Annotated in this window: 11 protein-coding genes; 6 read left to right on the top strand and 5 right to left on the bottom strand. The window is 45.8% G+C overall.

Going from position 1 to position 17,225, the window contains the following annotated elements; all coding sequences use genetic code 11:
- Positions 1-65 precede the first annotated feature (65 nt).
- Positions 66-923 (top strand): LysR family transcriptional regulator, encoded by an 858-nt coding sequence (locus BIW15_RS10660; RefSeq protein ID WP_005454101.1) that lies wholly within the window; start codon positions 66-68, stop codon positions 921-923.
- On the opposite strand, the gene BIW15_RS10655 is transcribed toward BIW15_RS10660, so the two are convergent.
- The 3 genes from BIW15_RS10655 to BIW15_RS10645 all read right to left on the bottom strand — a co-directional run bounded on the left by BIW15_RS10655 (position 910) and on the right by BIW15_RS10645 (position 6,756).
- Positions 910-3,225 carry a tetratricopeptide repeat protein gene (locus tag BIW15_RS10655; RefSeq protein WP_077280977.1) on the bottom strand — a complete coding sequence of 772 codons (2,316 nt, stop codon included), beginning with the start codon at positions 3,223-3,225 and terminating at the stop codon, positions 910-912. The genes BIW15_RS10660 and BIW15_RS10655 overlap by 14 nt on opposite strands.
- Positions 3,226-3,384: 159 nt before the next feature.
- Positions 3,385-4,932, bottom strand: a complete 1,548-nt coding sequence (locus BIW15_RS10650; protein ID WP_025610029.1) for an arylsulfatase — start codon at positions 4,930-4,932, stop codon at positions 3,385-3,387.
- 309 nt (positions 4,933-5,241) lie between these two features.
- Positions 5,242-6,756, bottom strand: coding sequence for an arylsulfatase (locus BIW15_RS10645; RefSeq protein ID WP_242420158.1), 1,515 nt, complete (start codon positions 6,754-6,756; stop codon positions 5,242-5,244).
- A gap of 291 nt (positions 6,757-7,047) precedes the next feature.
- On the opposite strand from BIW15_RS10645, the gene BIW15_RS10635 reads away from it, so the two are divergent.
- The 3 genes from BIW15_RS10635 to BIW15_RS10625 all read left to right on the top strand — a co-directional run bounded on the left by BIW15_RS10635 (position 7,048) and on the right by BIW15_RS10625 (position 10,088).
- Positions 7,048-7,434 (top strand): winged helix-turn-helix domain-containing protein, encoded by a 387-nt coding sequence (locus tag BIW15_RS10635; protein ID WP_077280993.1) that lies wholly within the window; start codon positions 7,048-7,050, stop codon positions 7,432-7,434.
- 89 nt (positions 7,435-7,523) lie between these two features.
- On the top strand, positions 7,524-9,878 hold the full coding sequence (locus tag BIW15_RS10630) for a fatty acid cis/trans isomerase (protein ID WP_025508770.1): 2,355 nt from the start codon (positions 7,524-7,526) through the stop codon (positions 9,876-9,878).
- Positions 9,879-9,896: 18 nt separating this feature from the next.
- The gene (locus BIW15_RS10625; RefSeq protein WP_005454225.1) at positions 9,897-10,088 is read left to right on the top strand and encodes a hypothetical protein; all 192 of its coding nucleotides are present in this window, start codon (positions 9,897-9,899) and stop codon (positions 10,086-10,088) included.
- A 68-nt stretch (positions 10,089-10,156) separates the two neighbouring features.
- Here the strand turns inward: BIW15_RS10625 and torS are convergent, their stop codons facing one another.
- The gene (torS, locus tag BIW15_RS10620; protein WP_025539843.1) at positions 10,157-13,123 is read right to left on the bottom strand and encodes a TMAO reductase system sensor histidine kinase/response regulator TorS; all 2,967 of its coding nucleotides are present in this window, start codon (positions 13,121-13,123) and stop codon (positions 10,157-10,159) included.
- A 43-nt stretch (positions 13,124-13,166) separates the two neighbouring features.
- On the opposite strand from torS, the gene torT reads away from it, so the two are divergent.
- Both torT and BIW15_RS10610 read left to right on the top strand, forming a co-directional pair.
- On the top strand, positions 13,167-14,216 hold the full coding sequence (gene torT / locus BIW15_RS10615) for a TMAO reductase system periplasmic protein TorT (protein WP_256856984.1): 1,050 nt from the start codon (positions 13,167-13,169) through the stop codon (positions 14,214-14,216).
- Positions 14,217-14,279: 63 nt separating this feature from the next.
- Positions 14,280-14,735, top strand: coding sequence for a methylglyoxal synthase (locus tag BIW15_RS10610; RefSeq protein WP_005454351.1), 456 nt, complete (start codon positions 14,280-14,282; stop codon positions 14,733-14,735).
- A 78-nt stretch (positions 14,736-14,813) separates the two neighbouring features.
- Here the strand turns inward: BIW15_RS10610 and helD are convergent, their stop codons facing one another.
- Complete coding sequence (helD, locus tag BIW15_RS10605; RefSeq protein ID WP_015313109.1) at positions 14,814-16,883, bottom strand: DNA helicase IV; 2,070 nt, start codon at positions 16,881-16,883, stop codon at positions 14,814-14,816.
- Positions 16,884-17,225 lie beyond the last annotated feature (342 nt).

Below are 17,225 nucleotides of genomic sequence, written 5' to 3'. Positions count from 1 at the left end.
CTAATTTCAGGCGATAAATGCAGTCAAAATTAGTTAACCTATAAATTAAATTTATGAGTAACGTTATGGACTTGAATTTGATCCAAACTTTTCTTGTTGTCGCGGAGTTCCAATCTTATACAAAAGCCGCGGAACAATTGGGGCTTACGCAACCTGCTGTGAGCGCTGCAATAAAGCGTTTAGAGCAAGTCGTAGATAAGCAATTATTTGTGAAAAAAGGACGGGGAATTACGCTGACATCCGCGGCGTATCAACTATTGCCTCAGTTTGAGCAAGCGGTGAGTATTATTGATAATGCTATCACGGAGAAGAAGCACTTTGAGGTGTGCTGTTCAGAGATTCTACTGCACATTATGAGCCCGATAAAAAATGCCATTTTTTACGAGTCACCTCCCGAAAAATACATCTTGTTTGAGCTTTTAAGACAACAAAAAGTAGATCTTGTAATTGACACAGTGGTCACAAAAGATGCGGCGTTTGTTATGGAGGAGGCGTACGAAGAAAAGGCCGTCATTATTTGTCGAGAGCAACACCCTCGAATCCAAGGCACTTTGAGCAAAGAACAATTTTATGATGAAACTCACTGTTTGTTTTCAGGCAAATGGAACAACATGTCGGGTTTTGAGCAACTCGCTCAAGAAACCATTTTGGAAAGAAAAGTGGATCTCGTCACATCTTCGCTTGCTGGTATGGCGTTGTACGTCGCACAACGCGATTGTTTAGGTCTAGTGTCTCAATCTTTTGCGAACAAATGGAGCAAAGCCCTTAAGCTTCAAGTTCTGCCTTGCCCCATTTCTATATGCACTATCCCTTACAAGTTCGTCTACCATAAACGTGAGTTAAACAACCCTGCTCATATTGCATTGCGAGAGAGAATCAAAACGCACCTAGCAGCCGCGCATTACGAACCTATTTCTTTGTAGTCACGGTCGCTTTGAGCTGTTGAATAACTTCCTCAGGAGCATGTGCACCAAGCTGCTTGGTGCACTGTTCAAAGGCAAATGCAACGCCGCCTTGTCGATAGTTTCTCGCCAACACTTCGCACTGGGCATAAAGATGCCGTGGGTCGCCACCAACTTCAAACGCCTTGTTTAACGCCTGACTCGCTTCTAATACGTCGGATTTCTCCAACGCTAAACCGTACACATACCAATACTGAGCGTTATCTTTCGCGGTTTCTGCAGCCTGTTTTAAATACTGTTTAGCTTGTTTGCTGTTGCCTTGTCTTAACAGCGCAAGCCCCGCACTATAAGGCAGCGAACTTGATTTCGGTTGTGCTTTCATTCCCGCATGCAGAATTTGTAAAGCTTTGGCTTCATCACCTTGTCGGCGATACATGTCCGCTAAATTGACGTAGCTATTTTCGAAATAAGGTTCGATGTCGATAGCTTGTTGATACAGTTCGATCGCTTTATTAGCCTCTCCCAAACTGCGATATACATTGGCTAAGTTAGTTCGCCCAAATCCGCGATCGGCATTAAAGCGTTGAATGTCCATGTATTCATCTAACGGTTTTTGAATGCTCTCTCTTTGTAGCGGATTCATTTCCCCATAATGACTGACTAGCGCAGCAGCCGCTTCGGTTCGCACCGACAACACTGGATCACTAAGCAACGGCTGTAGAATCTGCCAACGGTCACTAAAGTCATACCCTGCCGAGCCAGCAACAGCACCCAGTCGAATCATCTCGTTCTCATGTTTCACGGCGCGAGCAAGCGCAACCAACGAATTCTGGCCAGTATTGCCTGCCATTCGCTCTAAAGCCGATGCACGAATGATGTCACTGTTGGAAGAATCTTGAGCCGTATAAGCCAAGGCATCTGAACCACCTCTATGACCTATCGCGTCTGCATAAAATGCGACCGAAAAGTGCTGAGTGTTGCGATACTTTGATTTTGGGAACCATTGACCAATCTGCTCATCGGCCCACTTCGCATCTTTATCATCATGACAAGCAGTACAAACATTGGGCGTATTAATATGCTTGCTTAAATCTGGGCGCGGAACGTGCCAACTGTGGTCTCTACGCGGGTCTACCTGCATATAAGTCGTCTCCGGCATGTGGCACGTTGTGCATTTCGATGCTTCGGTGTTCGCTTGATGAAAGGTGTGGTTTTCTGGCAGATAATCTGACGCTACATGGCATTGCGCACATACTGCTTCTTCAGGGATTTTAAGTTGGGCGGTATGTGGATCGTGACAATTTGTGCACGTTACGCCTTTCTCTGCCATGGCCGATTGCAAAAACGAGCCGTAGACATAGTCCTCATCGTAAATTTGGCCATCGTGATAGTAGAGCTCAGGGGTAATTAAACTCAGACGATACTTATCAAGAAACGCACCTTTGACGTGATCCGCTTCTTCATTCAACTGGGTACGTCGACTGTGGCACTGAGCGCAAGTTTGAACTTGGTTGGTTGGCACGATGTCTTTTGGCTGAAGCGTACTGTGCCCTTCTTTGTAGACCCACTCTTTGACTGCGGCTGAAAGATCGCGAGAAAAACCATAATGATTCGCGGTGGCAATTGGCATTCCATTTTCCTTGGCCTGTTTCGCCATTTCCACGTGCAGACTTGCCGGGCCATGACACGCTTCGCAGCTGACGTTGATTTCCGACCACGTTGTTTGATACGTATTGCTTTGCGCGTCGTAGTTTTTCTTCAAGTTGGTTGAGTGGCAATCAGCGCACATGAAGTTCCAGTTTTGCCCTGTATTGGCCCAGTAAAACTCATCGGTTGTGGTCGTGCCTGGATATAAATGAAACCAACGTTGCCCGCCTTGTTCCACACTTCTCGAATCCCAAGCAAAAGGAATCAGTTGTATGCGTCCATCATCAAATTCCACCATGTACTGTTGTAATGGCACCCAACCAAACGTATAGCTGATTTTGTAATCATGCCACTGTCCATCTGGCCCTTGGATGTTGACCCAATATCCATCGCCTTTGCGATAAAAACGGTTTGCTTTGCCCTGATGTTCAACGGCTTGATTGTCGAAGTTACCCAGTACGGATTCTGAATCAGCATGGCGCATCGCCATATCATGGTGCGAGCCTTGCCACGCTTCCACTTCGACTTGGTGACAATCGATGCACGTTTCATTACCAATAAACTGAGCTTGAACAACTTCTGGTGGAGTTTGGGCGTTTTGCTGTCCAAACAGAGAAAAACTGACGAGCATAGCAAGGCTCACTATTGCCTGCTTCCAACTTGCCCACTGAGTCATAACGATCCTTGTTATTCTAATTTTGTTCTTCATCAACTGTAGGATGACTTTTTCTTTTTGGACAAGTAATTACATGAGTTTTAAGAAAAACTTAAACGGTGCGCAAAAAAAGAGGCTCCTCAGAGCCTCTCGATTTGGAGTTTTGATCGTGCAACAAACCTACTTATTCGGGTTCTCTTGCAGTTTCTCCATCACTTGATCAAGCGAGAAACTTGCGGCTTTTTGCCTTGGCGGGAACTCTTTGAAGGTTTCTAGGAATCGACCAACGTACGTTTGTGCTGGTACCAACATGTAGGCGCGATCAAGCATCCAATCGTAGTAAGTGTTGGAGGTAACATCCGCAACTTCATAAGGGTCCATGCGCAAGTTGAAGATCTTCGGCACACGTAATTTGGTGAATGGTTCAGCCCAAATACGCAACGTACCTTTTGCACGTTGTTCCATGAAGACCAATTTCCACTTGTTGTAACGAAGCGCAGTTAAATCGCCATCGTCCGAGAAGTAGAAAATCTCTTCACGCGGTGCTTTCTCTTCTTTACCAGTGAGGTATGGCAGGAAGTTATAACCATCTAGGTGAACTTTGAATTTCTTATCACCCGCGCTGTAACCTTTTAGCAGTTTCTCTTTGATGTTGTCATCACCAGCGGCGGCTACAAATGTAGGCATCCAGTCCATGTGGTGCATGATGTCATTCGAGACAGAACCCGCTTTAATTTTACCTGGCCAACGTACCATTGCAGGAACACGGTACGCACCTTCCCAGTTGGTATTTTTCTCGCCACGGAATGGCGTTGTACCCGCATCTGGCCACGAGTTCATGTGTGGGCCATTATCGGTTGAGTAGAAGACAATGGTGTTGTCTTTAATGCCTAAGTCATCCACTTTTTTCAGTAGCTGACCAACATGGTTGTCGTGCTCTACCATACCATCAGCATAAGTACTGATGCCGGTTTTACCTTGGTTATCTGGCTTCACGTGAGTACGGAAGTGCATGCGGGTTGCGTTCCACCAAACGAAGAATGGTTTTTCCGCTTTCACGGCACGATCCATGAAGTCGAGTGCCGCATCTAACGTCTCTTCGTCTACAGTTTCCATACGCTTACGAGTCAGAGGCCCTGTATCTTCAATTTTGCCGTCAGCGTACGAACGAATCACACCGCGTGGGCCAAACTTCTTACGGAACTCAGGATCTTTAGGGTAATCGACGTTTTCCGGTTCTTCCTCAGCGTTCAGGTGGTAAAGGTTGCCAAAAAATTCATCGAAGCCGTGGTTAGTAGGAAGATGTTCGTCTTTGTCCCCTAAGTGGTTTTTACCAAACTGACCAGTCATGTAACCCATTGGTTTAAGCATTTCCGCAATAGTTGCGTCTTCCGCTTTCAAACCTAGGTCAGCACCAGGAAGCCCGACTTTACTTAGACCCGTTCTGAGCACAGTCTGGCCGGTAATAAAAGTGGAGCGACCCGCAGTACAAGATTGTTCACCGTAGTAATCAGTGAACATCATGCCCTCTTTCGCGATGCTATCGATGTTTGGTGTTTTGTATCCCATCAAGCCAAAGGTGTACGCACTGAGATTGGACTGGCCAATATCATCACCCCAGATGACGAGAATGTTAGGTTTTTCTGCCGCGATACTGCTGCTTGTCGCACCAATTAAAGCCGCGGCAAGAATCGCTAATCGGCGTTTAACGCCATATTTCGCTGTCATATAAACCTCTGTGTGTATTAGAAAAGTGCTTCCTGCAACAGAATGTATAGTTCACAACCTCCGGATTTGCGAATATTCAAAATGAGAATAAAGGCAATGGGGTTTAATAATTTCCGCGAACATATTCACACGGCGACAACAAAGATCTGAAGGCGTTTAGATAAGAGAAGGTTCGCTAACGCAAGGAATGGCAGGAAGAGATAACAAACGATTAGAGGGTTGCGAAATAGATAAAATAAAAAACGGTTCGCGCCGACAACCAAGATAGATCATCATTGCGAACCGTTGGGGGTTCAAATACGCTTAGGATTAACCTTTCGCTTGTTGAACTTTACTTAGGTTCTTCATTTGTTCCATCACTTTATCAACCGAGAAGCTTGGGATCTCTTGACGTGGTGGGAACTCTTTGAATGATTTCAGAACTTTCGCTACTTTCGCTTGAGCAGGAACAAGCAAGAATACGTGGTTGAACTGCCATGTTTCGTAACCGAAGCCTTGGTCGCCCTTCTCTAGTGGGTCAACTTTAAGGTCGAAGATCATTGGTATACGTAGGTTTGTGAACTCTTTCGTCCAAACATCCCAACCTTCATGCTCTTGGATCTTGAAGTGAAGCTTGAAGCGCTTGTCACGCATTGCCAGCAAGTCGCCATCGTCTGACCAGTAGAAAAACTCATCACGAGCAGATTCTTTGTCTTTACCCATCAAGTAATTCATTTGGTTGTAACCATCTAAATGGTTTTTGTATGTGCGTTCAGCAGACGATGATTTGTAGCCTTTCAGCAAGTCTTGCTTGATGGTGTTGTTACCAGCCGCAGAAAGCAGTGTTGGGAACCAGTCTTCACCCGCAAAGATGTCGTTTAACTTCGTATTTGGTGCAATGTGTCCAGGCCAACGAACCATTGCTGGTACGCGGAAGCCACCTTCCCAGCCTGTGTTTTTCTCACCACGGAAAGGACCAAATGCTGCATCAGGCCAGGTCGCGTTCATCGGGCCGTTATCGGTGGTGTAAATCACGATGGTGTTGTCGGCCACTTTCAGATCATCCAGTTTATCTAGCAACTCACCAACCATGTTGTCGTGCTCTACCATACCATCTGCGTATTCACCCAAGCCTGTTGTACGGTTTTCTTCTTTCACATGCGTCCAAATGTGCATGCGCGTTGCGTTGTACCACAAGAAGAACGGCTTATTCGCTTTAACTTGACGCTCCATAAAGTTCATTGCCGCGTCTAACGTTTCTTGGTCGACCGTTTCCATGCGCTTACGCGTCAAAGGACCTGTGTCTTCAATTTTGCCATCGGCATAAGAATGGATTACGCCACGCGGGCCAAAGTTTTTGCGGAACGCAGGATCTTTCGGGTAATCAGGGTTTTCAGGCTCTTCTTCCGCGTTCAAGTGGTAAAGGTTACCCATGAACTCATCAAAACCGTGGTTTGTTGGCAACATTTCATCTTTGTCACCAAGGTGGTTTTTACCAAATTGGCCTGTCGCGTAGCCCATATCTTTAAGTGCCGTCGCCATTGTAATGTCTTGCGGTTGAAGACCTTGCTCTGCACCCGGTAGACCTACTTTCGTCAAACCGGTACGGATTGGCATTTGACCAGTAATGAAAGTACTACGACCCGCAGTACAAGATTGCTGCGCGTAGTACGCAGTGAAAAGCGCACCTTCTTGCGCAATTCTGTCGATGTTTGGTGTGTTGTAGCCAAGCATGCCTTGGTTGTAAGCAGAGATGTTACCGTAGCCGATGTCATCACCCATGATAACCAACATGTTGGGTTTAGAAGCTGCTTGTGCGGCAATCGGAGCTGCCGTTGCAAGCATCGTGAGTACTAGAGTATTTTTGCGAAAGTTCACGTTTTTTATTCCTTCACGTTAAAAACTTTCTTTATGGTATGCCTGCTGAAAAAACGATTGAAGTTATACAAGATATAACCAAATCTCATCTCAATTGGCATAGCGTTGCTATAACAATGAAGTTTGTGCCGGACAATGAGCACATTTACCAACCACTTTTTATCATCGATTTGAATATCTTCTTTATATATTGAATTGATTTTTGATTGATCATTAATGATAATGGTTCGCAATTTCATTATTAATCTAGATATCAATGTGAGCGATCAAGCAACCTTGACAGTTTTGCCAACCTTAACGTCTGATAGCCAAGATTGTGGTCACTCTTCTTCAGAAAATCATGTACTTACACTCGATAAGTACACGCAGTCTGTTACGATTCAAAGCCAGCCAAAGAAGACGGATATCCAACTCACGCCCATTCAGTTTGAACTACTGCGCACGCTCATTCAGCATCAAGATAAAGTACTGACCAAACCTTTCCTCTATCAAACCGTTTTGCAACGTCCGTTCACTGAGCATGACCGAGCGCTGGATATGCACATCAGTCGAATGCGAAAACGCTTGATTGCCGTAGGCATGCCACCAGATCAAATTCAGACAATTCACCGTAAGGGTTATCTATTTAAATCCATAAATAGGTAAAGAAAGCGCGGCTATTTGTCTCGATTTTTGGTATTTCGTCACTTAATTTGCTTTAATTAATGCAAATTCAATTTACTCAAAATAACTCAATGAATTTGCGTCTAATTTTTATACTCTGCATTGCCAGTCTGTTTGCTGGTTGTGCTACTTATGCTGGCCTGAACTTTGACCAATTGTTCGGCCCTCAGTTGGTTCGTGAGCGTACTGCCAGCGTTGAAACGCCGCAGGCAGATTTCTTCCAACGCGAGGTAAAACCTATCGTCGATAACCGCTGTGTGGTTTGCCACGCCTGCTACGATGCGCCATGTCAGCTAAAACTCTCATCGGTAGAAGGGATCGACCGCGGAGCATCGAAAGCATTGGTTTATGAAGGCACTCGCCTGACAGCTGCTGCACCTACTCGCTTGTTTGAAGATGCAGAAACCACCCAAGAATGGCGCGACGCTGGCTTCCACCCTGTTTTGAATGAACGCGACCAAAGCATGGCGGCAAACCTTGAAGCTGGCCTTATCGCTCGTTTATTGCAACAGAAAGAGCGCCATCCCTTGCCAGACCAAGTGCAATTAGAAGGTTTTGATTTTTCGATTGATCGTGAGCAAACCTGCCCGACAATTGAAGAGTACGAACAGTACGAAAAAGACAACCCAAACTGGGGAATGCCATTTGGTATGCCGAATCTAACCAACAGCGAATACCACACGCTGATGACTTGGCTAGAAAACGGCGCGATCATGAATATGCACACGCCAATCAGTGACCAAGAGCAGGCGCAAATCAATCAATACGAAACACTGCTCAACCATTCAGACCTCAAGAACCAGTTGATGTCGCGTTATATTTACGAGCACTTGTTCCTGTCGCATCTGTACTTTTCTGAGTTGAGCGAAAAACCGCGCTTCTTTACCCTCGTGCGCTCCGCAACGCCGCCAGGACAACCAGTGAAGCGCATTTCCACTCGTCGCCCTTACGACGATCCGGGCGTTGAACGCGTTTACTACCGAATCATTCCAGAACAAGGCACTATTGTTGACAAAACGCACATGCCATTTGCGCTCAACAAACAGCGCATCAGCAACTGGAAAAAGTGGTTTATTGAAGCGGATTACTCCGTTACTCAGCTACCTAGCTACGAGCCAGAAGTTGCAGCTAACCCGATGACGGCATTCATTGATATGCCAGTGAGGTCTCGCTTCAAATTCATGCTTGATAACGCGCAAAACACCATAATGGCGTACATTAAAGGCCCTGTTTGTCGTGGTCAGCTTGCACTTAACGTCATCAATGATCGCTTCTGGGTATTCTTCTTAGACCCAGACAAAGCTGACATTCCTGAGGTTAACGAGTTCTACCGTTCACAAGCAGATAACTTAAAACTGCCAGCCGAACAAGAAAGTAATACGCTTCCAGTCACGAACTGGGTTAAGTACGCACGCCAACAAGCGCGTTATCTTGAAGCGAAATCTGAGTTCACGAACAATTGGTTTAAGCATGGCGAAAACCTATCGACTGACGTCATTTGGGACGGTAACGGTACCAACCCAAATGCAGCATTAACAGTATTCCGTCATTTCGACAGTGCATCTGTAGTTCAAGGGTTGGTTGGCGAGCAGCCAAAAACAGTCTGGATCTTAGATTACGCTTTGCTAGAGCGTATTCACTACCTATTGGTAGCAGGGTTTGACGTATACGGTAACTTTGGTCACCAGTTGATGACGCGTATGTTCATGGATTTCTTACGTCTTGAAGGCGAGAGTAACTTTGTTACCTTGCTGCCTGCGGATATGCGTCACCAGCTTCAATCGAGCTGGTATCAAGATCAAAGCCCTCAGCTTAGTGACTTTTTGCAACGTAACGTGAAGCCTTTTAATCAACCGACCAGCGTTGTTTACAAAACGGACGATCCAAAAACCGAGCTACTGAACATGATGCGCAAACGCTTATCGCCAGTGCTGTTACCGCGTTATGAGATTACCGATACTGCGCTTTCAGATAAAACGGAAAAAGAGCTAAAACGCATCGGTCAAGTGCGTGGTGAAGGGCTACAAACCGTCCCACAAATCACGATGCTGATGGTGCGTAGTAAGTCAGGTAAGGACGAACTGTTCACCCTACTTCACAACAATGCGCACACTAATATTTCGAGTTTGTTTGATGAAGAAAGCAACCGAGACTTCGCCAATGACGATATGACAATCGTGCGTGGCGTTGTCGGGAGCTACCCAGCAGCATTTTTCTCCCTTAATGAAAACCAAGTAAAAGAATTTGTCGATCAGTTTAGCGCGATTCAAAACGAAGCCGATTACGTTAAGTTGTTGGATAATTTTGCGATTCGCCGTAGCTCGGAAAAATTCTGGCCGTTTAGCGATCGTATCCACAATTGGTACCGTACAAATCAACCGATCGAATTTGGATTACTTGACTATAATCGTTTTGAGAATCGATGATGATTTAAGGGGGTTCTCATGGGTATCCGAGACAACATTGCCGCTCTGGAGCAACAAATTTACGTTGCTTGTTCAGAGGGAGACTACGAGACGGTCAACATGCTTGAGCATCAACTCGAATACTTGCGTGGCAAAGTGGAACATCCATTAGATGATGACCCTTATGCCTTAGACACTCGATTCGAGTGGGAAGATGACATGACCAAATAGAAAAAACCTCCGGCATTTACCGGAGGTTTTTGTTTTTAGGTTTGGGATTAGGTTTAAAACGCAGAGCTTTATTTTGCCATCAGCTCATCAAGTGCATTAACTGACGCAGCGACTTGCTCGTCCAATAAACCTTGCTGAGCGTTGTATGTATCTAGCGGTTCAGCAGCAATCTCGATACTTTGGCAAGTGTTCATTAACGCAGTAAGACCTAAACTCCCCGCACTGCCTTTTAGTTTATGAGCGAGATTTTTCACTGCTAGGCTGTCATTTTTTTCTGCTGACTCAACCAACTGTCCAAGTACATCCGCACTGGTATTTCTAAACAAGTCGATGATATGCAGCATTTTTTCTCTACCTAAAATCTTCATGTCAGACTGGATCACGCTTGGATTAATGATGACCATTTCTGGTTCCTCTCGTTGTTGGTGGTCTTGTTCGACCTGATTTTCAATAGTTAGATTGGTATCGCTCGTTTCGCTCAGAGGTAAGCATTCTCCACTTTGCGGAAGCAGTAATTGTTTGCCATCCAGAACATCCTGAATCAACGTAGCAAGGGCTTCTTTCTCAACCGGTTTTGGCAAGTAACCATCAAAACCCGCTGCCAAGTAGCGCTCCACTTCTTCCGCAAAAACATGAGCAGACACCGCAATCATAGGTGTCGGTGACAGCGCTTTGTCACCTGGCTTGTTACGTTCGATGCGTTTTAAGCGTTGAATCAAATCCGTGCCGTCACAATCAGGTAAATTGATGTCAACAAGCGCGATGTCAAAATCTTGTTTATCAATGATTCGTTCAGCTTGCAGGCCATCTTCCGCCATCACAACTTGATGCCCCATGCTCTGGAGGAAACCTTCCGCCACCACGCGGTTTACTTCATTGTCTTCGACCAACAGCACTTTCGCTTTCACCTTGCAGCGAGCGCTCGCCACAACACCGATTTCAACAGGTTCGCTTTCTTCAAGTGGGATGGAGAACCAGAAACGGCTGCCTTCGCCCTCTTCTGAGTCGACTTCTAGCACGCCGCCCATTGCTTCTACGATGCGTTTGCTGATCGCCAAACCAAGCCCTGTACCACCGATTTGGTTCAGACCTCCTTCTGCTTGCGTGAAGGCATCAAACAGAGTTTTCTGATCTTTTTTCGAAATGCCGATACCTGTGTCTGAGACTTCAAATAGCACTTGCGATTCGTCTTCTGGATTCAGGCTGACGTAAATATCAATTTCACCGTCTTCAGTGAATTTGATCGCGTTACCCACTAGATTGTTCAGCACTTGGCTAATGCGCGTTACATCCCCTTTCCAGTATCGGCTGACGTCACTTTCAATGTGGTAAGAGAACAGCAGTTGTTTCTCTTGTGCTCGGCTGTTCATCAGTTGGAACGTGTCTTCAACCATTTGATGTAGGTCGAAGCCCAATCGGCGAATCTCAAGATGGCCGGCTTCAATTTTCGAGTAATCCAGAACGTCATTTAAGATGGCAAGCAAGGTTTTACCACTGCGGTTGATGATCTCCGCGTAACGCTTTTGAATTGGGTTTAAACCAGAATCCATTAACAAACGAGCAGTACCGAGCACGCCGTTCATCGGCGTTCGAATTTCATGGCTCATTGTCGCTAAGAAGGCCGATTTCGCACGACTCGCCTGCTCGGCTTCATTACGCGCCTGAGCGTGGTTCACGACCTCTTCATTCAAGCGCAGGTTTGCTTGTCTCAACTGCGAAGTGCGCTGCTCAATCAATTCTTCAAGGTGTTCTTTGTGCTCTTCCAGCTCTCGTTTGGCTTTTGCCTCCCCTTCTGCCACCACTTTGAGCGCTTGGGCGGTATTGCGAGCGGTGATGATTGCTTGCCCCATGTGCGCAAGTTCGTCTTTGCCTTTAACTTCTAGCTCAACAGCCAAGTTACCTTGGGCAACAGAAAGCAGCGCAGCAGAGTATTCCGCCAGACGTTTCACTACCGACACGTACACCACTCGCCAAAGGATAAGCACAACCACAATCAAACCGACAATCGAGATCACCGTTAGCGACCATTGGGCAAATTTCAGGGTATTGGTCAGCTGGTCAACGGCAAACGTGGTGGTTTTGTTGGAATCGTCCACCAGCTTGTTTACGGTGCTGTTCAATTCAGAAAACAGCTCCAGCGTTTTTTGCATCAACTGTTGAGATTGTTCGTTGTTTTCGTATTGTTGCAGCAAAATGGTAAATACCACTTGGCGCTTACCGAGCTCGGTGAGCAATTGGCTCATCTGTTTTGAACGTGTTGGGTCTTCGACTGCTAAGACGCGGCGTTTCATGATCTTAAGATTGTTTTCAAACGCCGTCTGGATTTGTTGGATACGATCAACGTTGGTCAGAGTGCGTGCTTCTTCTATTTGATTAAGCATTTTAAATGCGAGAAGATGCAGCTCGTGCAGACGCTCGGTTAGGTCAAGATCGACTTCAACCAAAGCATCGAGCGCTTGATAGACTTGGTCTTTTTTGTTCGCTTCTAACAGGTCATAAATGTGGGTTACGTTAGCAACCGCAATCGTGCTGGTGTTTTGCACTTGAGTGCGAGTGAGCTGTTCCAACTCTTCACTCAGCAGGCGCATTTCTTCAACACGAGTATCAATTTCTTTCGCGAGCCACAACTTTCTTTCAACCGTGACACCAAGCTCTGCGAGGTTATTGATCACATTCTGAACGTTGCTTTCAAGTGCATCGAGCAGTTTTGAATCAAACGACTCACCGCCTAGCTCTTTAATGTGCGTCAACAGCGATTCAAGTTGTTCGAACAACACTCGCCCGGCTTCTTTCCTCTCTTGCTCATTTTGCGCATTAGAGAGCATTTGCACCGATGAAATGATTCGAGTACTCAATTCCGAGACTTGTCGCGCTTCTATCATGGCGGGGATCGCGGCATCTACCACGTTCCTTTCTGTTTTTGCCACCAGCGAAAAGCCGGATACGCCAATCAATGCTGATAACATGACCAGCATTGCCATCGCGATGAATGACAACAGAAGTTTACGACCGATGCTTGCGGTTGCTAGCAACATATTTTCATGACCTTAATGTTCGTGTTCGGCGACATATTACGTTATATTTTGCAGTGTTTACTTAATCTATGCCAACGAACTTCATTTCATGGTTATAAATCAACGCTCAATTCGTACAATTTTCAAGCATTCAGTCTTGGCAGCGTCACTTTGCGCTTCACTGCCTTCTGTGGCCGCTGAAAAGATCTGTGCGATCTACCCTCATTTAAAGGATTCTTACTGGTTATCAGTAAACTATGGAATGGTCTCTGAAGCAGAGAAACAAGGCGTCAACCTGCGCGTATTAGAAGCAGGTGGCTACCCAAATAAAAGTCGTCAAGAGCAGCAACTTACGCTGTGTACCCAATGGGGTGCGGATGCCATTATTTTAGGCACGGTTGATCCTCACGCCTATGAACACAACTTAAAAAGTTGGGTCGGCAACACGCCCGTATTTGCAACAGTCAACCAACTCGATCTTGATGATGAACAGAGCACACTGCTCAAAGGCGAAGTCGGTGTCGATTGGTATTGGATGGGTTACGAGGCCGGTAAGTACTTAGCCGAGCGCCATCCAAAAGGCTCAGGTAAAACCAATATTGCCCTACTGCTTGGCCCGCGTACTCGTGGTGGCACTAAGCCTGTCACAACAGGGTTTTATGAAGCTATCAAAAACAGCGACATCCACATCGTTGACTCCTTTTGGGCAGACAACGACAAAGAGTTACAGCGTAACCTGGTGCAACGCGTGATTGATATGGGGAACATTGATTACATCGTCGGCAGTGCGGTCGCCATAGAAGCAGCCATCAGTGAATTGCGCAGCGCAGATAAAACCCATGATATTGGTTTGGTATCGGTGTATTTGAGTCACGGTGTGTATCGTGGTCTTCTGCGCAATAAAGTGCTTTTTGCTCCGACAGACAAAATGGTGCAGCAAGGCCGCCTGTCTGTCATGCAAGCGGCTCACTATTTACGCCATCAACCGTATGAAAAACAGGCATCGCCAATCATCAAACCACTGACGCCAAAGACGCTTCACGATGACACAATTGAAGAATCGTTATCTCCGTCAGAATATAGGCCGACATTCAGCATAAAGGCTGTTGATTGATGCACTAAAAAAGTGTTTTATTGATAGATAACCAGTTCATAATCATAAAATCGGAATAACTTGATGCAAAAAACGACTCGTACCATGCCTGCGCATAAACACGTGGCATTGGTTGCCCACGACAATTGCAAACCTGAGCTCCTTCGCTGGGTAAAAGAGAATAAAGAAAAGCTGCAACGCCATTTCTTGTACGCTACAGGCACAACTGGCCACATGCTGAGCAAAGAAACTGGCTTAGCAATTAAGAGTATGATCAGCGGCCCGATGGGTGGCGACCAACAACTCGGTGCATTGATTTCGGAAGGTAAAATCGATGTATTGGTCTTCTTCTGGGATCCACTAAACGCCGTACCTCACGACCCTGATGTGAAAGCCCTACTTCGTATCGCGAGTGTTTGGAACATCCCAGTTGCGACTAACCGTGCAACGGCAAAATTCCTCTTCGACTCTCCTCTTTTAGAACAAGAAGTCGACATCGAAGTGCCAGATTACGAAGCTTACCTTGCAGAACGCATGTAAATCGACGTAATCGAATAGATAAAACAAAGGCGATACTGAGTATCGCCTTTGTTGTTTTTAACGGTTGAAAAAGTGTGTTTAACGTGAGGTAACGATTGGGTAGTCGCCACTTACGAGTTCTTGCACAAATGCAGAACCCGCGCCCGTATGCGTGATCCACACTTTCTCTTTTGCACGCGTAATCGCGACATAGAACAGTCGGCGCTCTTCGGCATACGGGAATTTGTCTTTGGACTCGGTCAACGCACCGTCGATGTGAATCTGCTTCTTCTTAGCTGGGAACTGCCCTTCATCCACAGCCAAAATAATCACAAAATCGGCTTCTCGACCTTTACTCGCATGACAAGTCATAAAACGAATATCTAGATTCGGGAATCGTCTTAACCAGTCATCATACAAATCGGGTTTGTGGTAATGGTTACGGCCAAGCAGCAATACAGACTTAGTTTGTTTCGCTTGTTGATTCAATTGATCGAGGATTTTCTCAACTTGGTTGCTTGGCGCTGTGTGCACGCTCTTTTGCTTGCGTTGTTTGTGGCTGTTGAGCGTCTTCGGTAATTGTGATGGGTTTTGCTGCACGAACGTATTCGCTACATCGCCAATTTGATTATTGAAACGATAGGTTGTGTCTAGGTGATGTACCGTAGAGTGAGCGAATCGCTCTTTAAACCCAGTAATCAAGTCCACATCTGCGCCCGCAAACTGGTAAATCGCTTGCCAGTCATCGCCTACGGCAAACAAGGTTGCGCCAGGCTGCTTCTCTGTTGATTCACATAACGCTTCGATCAACGCCAAACGATCTGGAGAGATATCTTGATACTCATCGACCATAACAAAACGCCAAGGCGATACGAACTTCCCTTTATTCACGTAATCCGTTGCTCGACTTATCATGGTTGGGAAATCGACTTGATTGCTCTCTTTGAGCATTTTTTGCCATGCAGAAAAGCACGGCCAACACAGTGCTAATTCGCTATTGAGGCGCGTATAGTCTTGGTGATCCACCAACTTCTCTTGCACTTGCTTTTTCGTTAAACCAACAGCAGCTAAATGCGACAATTGAGAATCCAACCAAGCAATTAGCTTCGGATTTTCCGAATGGCTACCCAACTCATCATCACCTTTCAGGTAAGCAATAGGCCATTTATCTAAATGCTTTTGCCAACGTTTGAAATTTGTTGGTGTCATCCAGTGCTTTTTCAACCAGTCGACACACCAAGCCGTGCGTTGGTTATCGTCTAATGCAAGAGGGCTAATTTCGACAGGCTGCTGCTCGACTTGATTAAGAATGTACAAGCCGAGTTGATGAAAGGTATTGACTCTTACGCCTTCTGCCGCCAAGCCGACTTTATCAACCAAACGCTCTTTCATTTCTTTCGCGGCATCTCGGCCAAACGCAAGCATCAAAAGTTCTTCCGCTTGAGCTTGATGGCTTTGAAGTAAGTAAGCCACTCTTGCAGTCAATACGCTGGTTTTGCCCGAGCCTGCCCCAGCCAAAACAAGGTTGTGATCATCATTGAGCAACACTGCGTATTGTTGCGACAAGTTCAGCGGAGACGATTCAATGCGGTTGAACAAGACTTCCCAATTAGGACGTTCGTTTTCCAACCATTCGTGATTGCGTTCTCCCAGCGTATGAGAGGTGTCAACCAACCAAGGCTCAATTTCACCCATGCGATTAGGCATGCGCATTTTAGCTTCGTCTAGGCTGGTCTTGATTTCTGCTAGTTCTTGATTGAGTTTCTCTACCCACGCCATAACTTGAGAATGAGAAAGATAGGCAGGAAGGTGTTTGAGCTGGTACAACTCTTCTTCCCATTTAGGAAGGTACTCCGCCAGTTTTCGGCACTGAGTGTTGTGCCACTCTTGATATTGACGCACAGCTTCTAACGCAAACTTACGACATTGAGGCCAAGGTAAACCTTGTACTAACCAACTTTGTTGCTTGCCATCTTGCTCGTGAGCAAAGAACTGAAGCGAGCTCCAAAACAGGCCGCGTTTCACGTTGACTTTACCGTTCCAGACGGTGAAAGGAATATGCTCTTCACTGCCAATTGAGCTTAATAAAACACTGTTCTCTTTTATTTCGACATGATAATACTCATTTTGAATAAAAAACTGTGCTTTGCTGGTGGCAGTAAGCTGCATGAAACGTGCGCCTTTTAAGTGAGAAGTTGTCGATTTATATCATTTTAGGGCTTCAAATTGTAGCAGCGACCGCCACCTAAATACGCATCTTCCTTGATTCTTTAATAAAATTCACATTACTGCTGATTTTGTGAACATAATTGTCATTACTTCAACGCTATAAACCCAAACTCTAGACGGTTTTCGCATCCGAAAACTGCTCTGCATTCTTAAGTCAATGACATTTCTGTCGATTTCATAACCAAGCGTGATTTTTTCTTAAATTAAATCATAAACACGCTATAGTGAGCTTGGTAACATATCCAAACAACTTCAAGATGATAGCGCCCGTGAAAGCCGTTT

It is taken from the genome of Vibrio sp. SALL6, from assembly GCF_002002385.1.
Classification (GTDB): domain Bacteria; phylum Pseudomonadota; class Gammaproteobacteria; order Enterobacterales; family Vibrionaceae; genus Vibrio; species Vibrio parahaemolyticus.
Note: the sequence above shows the minus strand (reverse complement) of the source record. Positions and strands in the feature narration are given on the sequence as shown.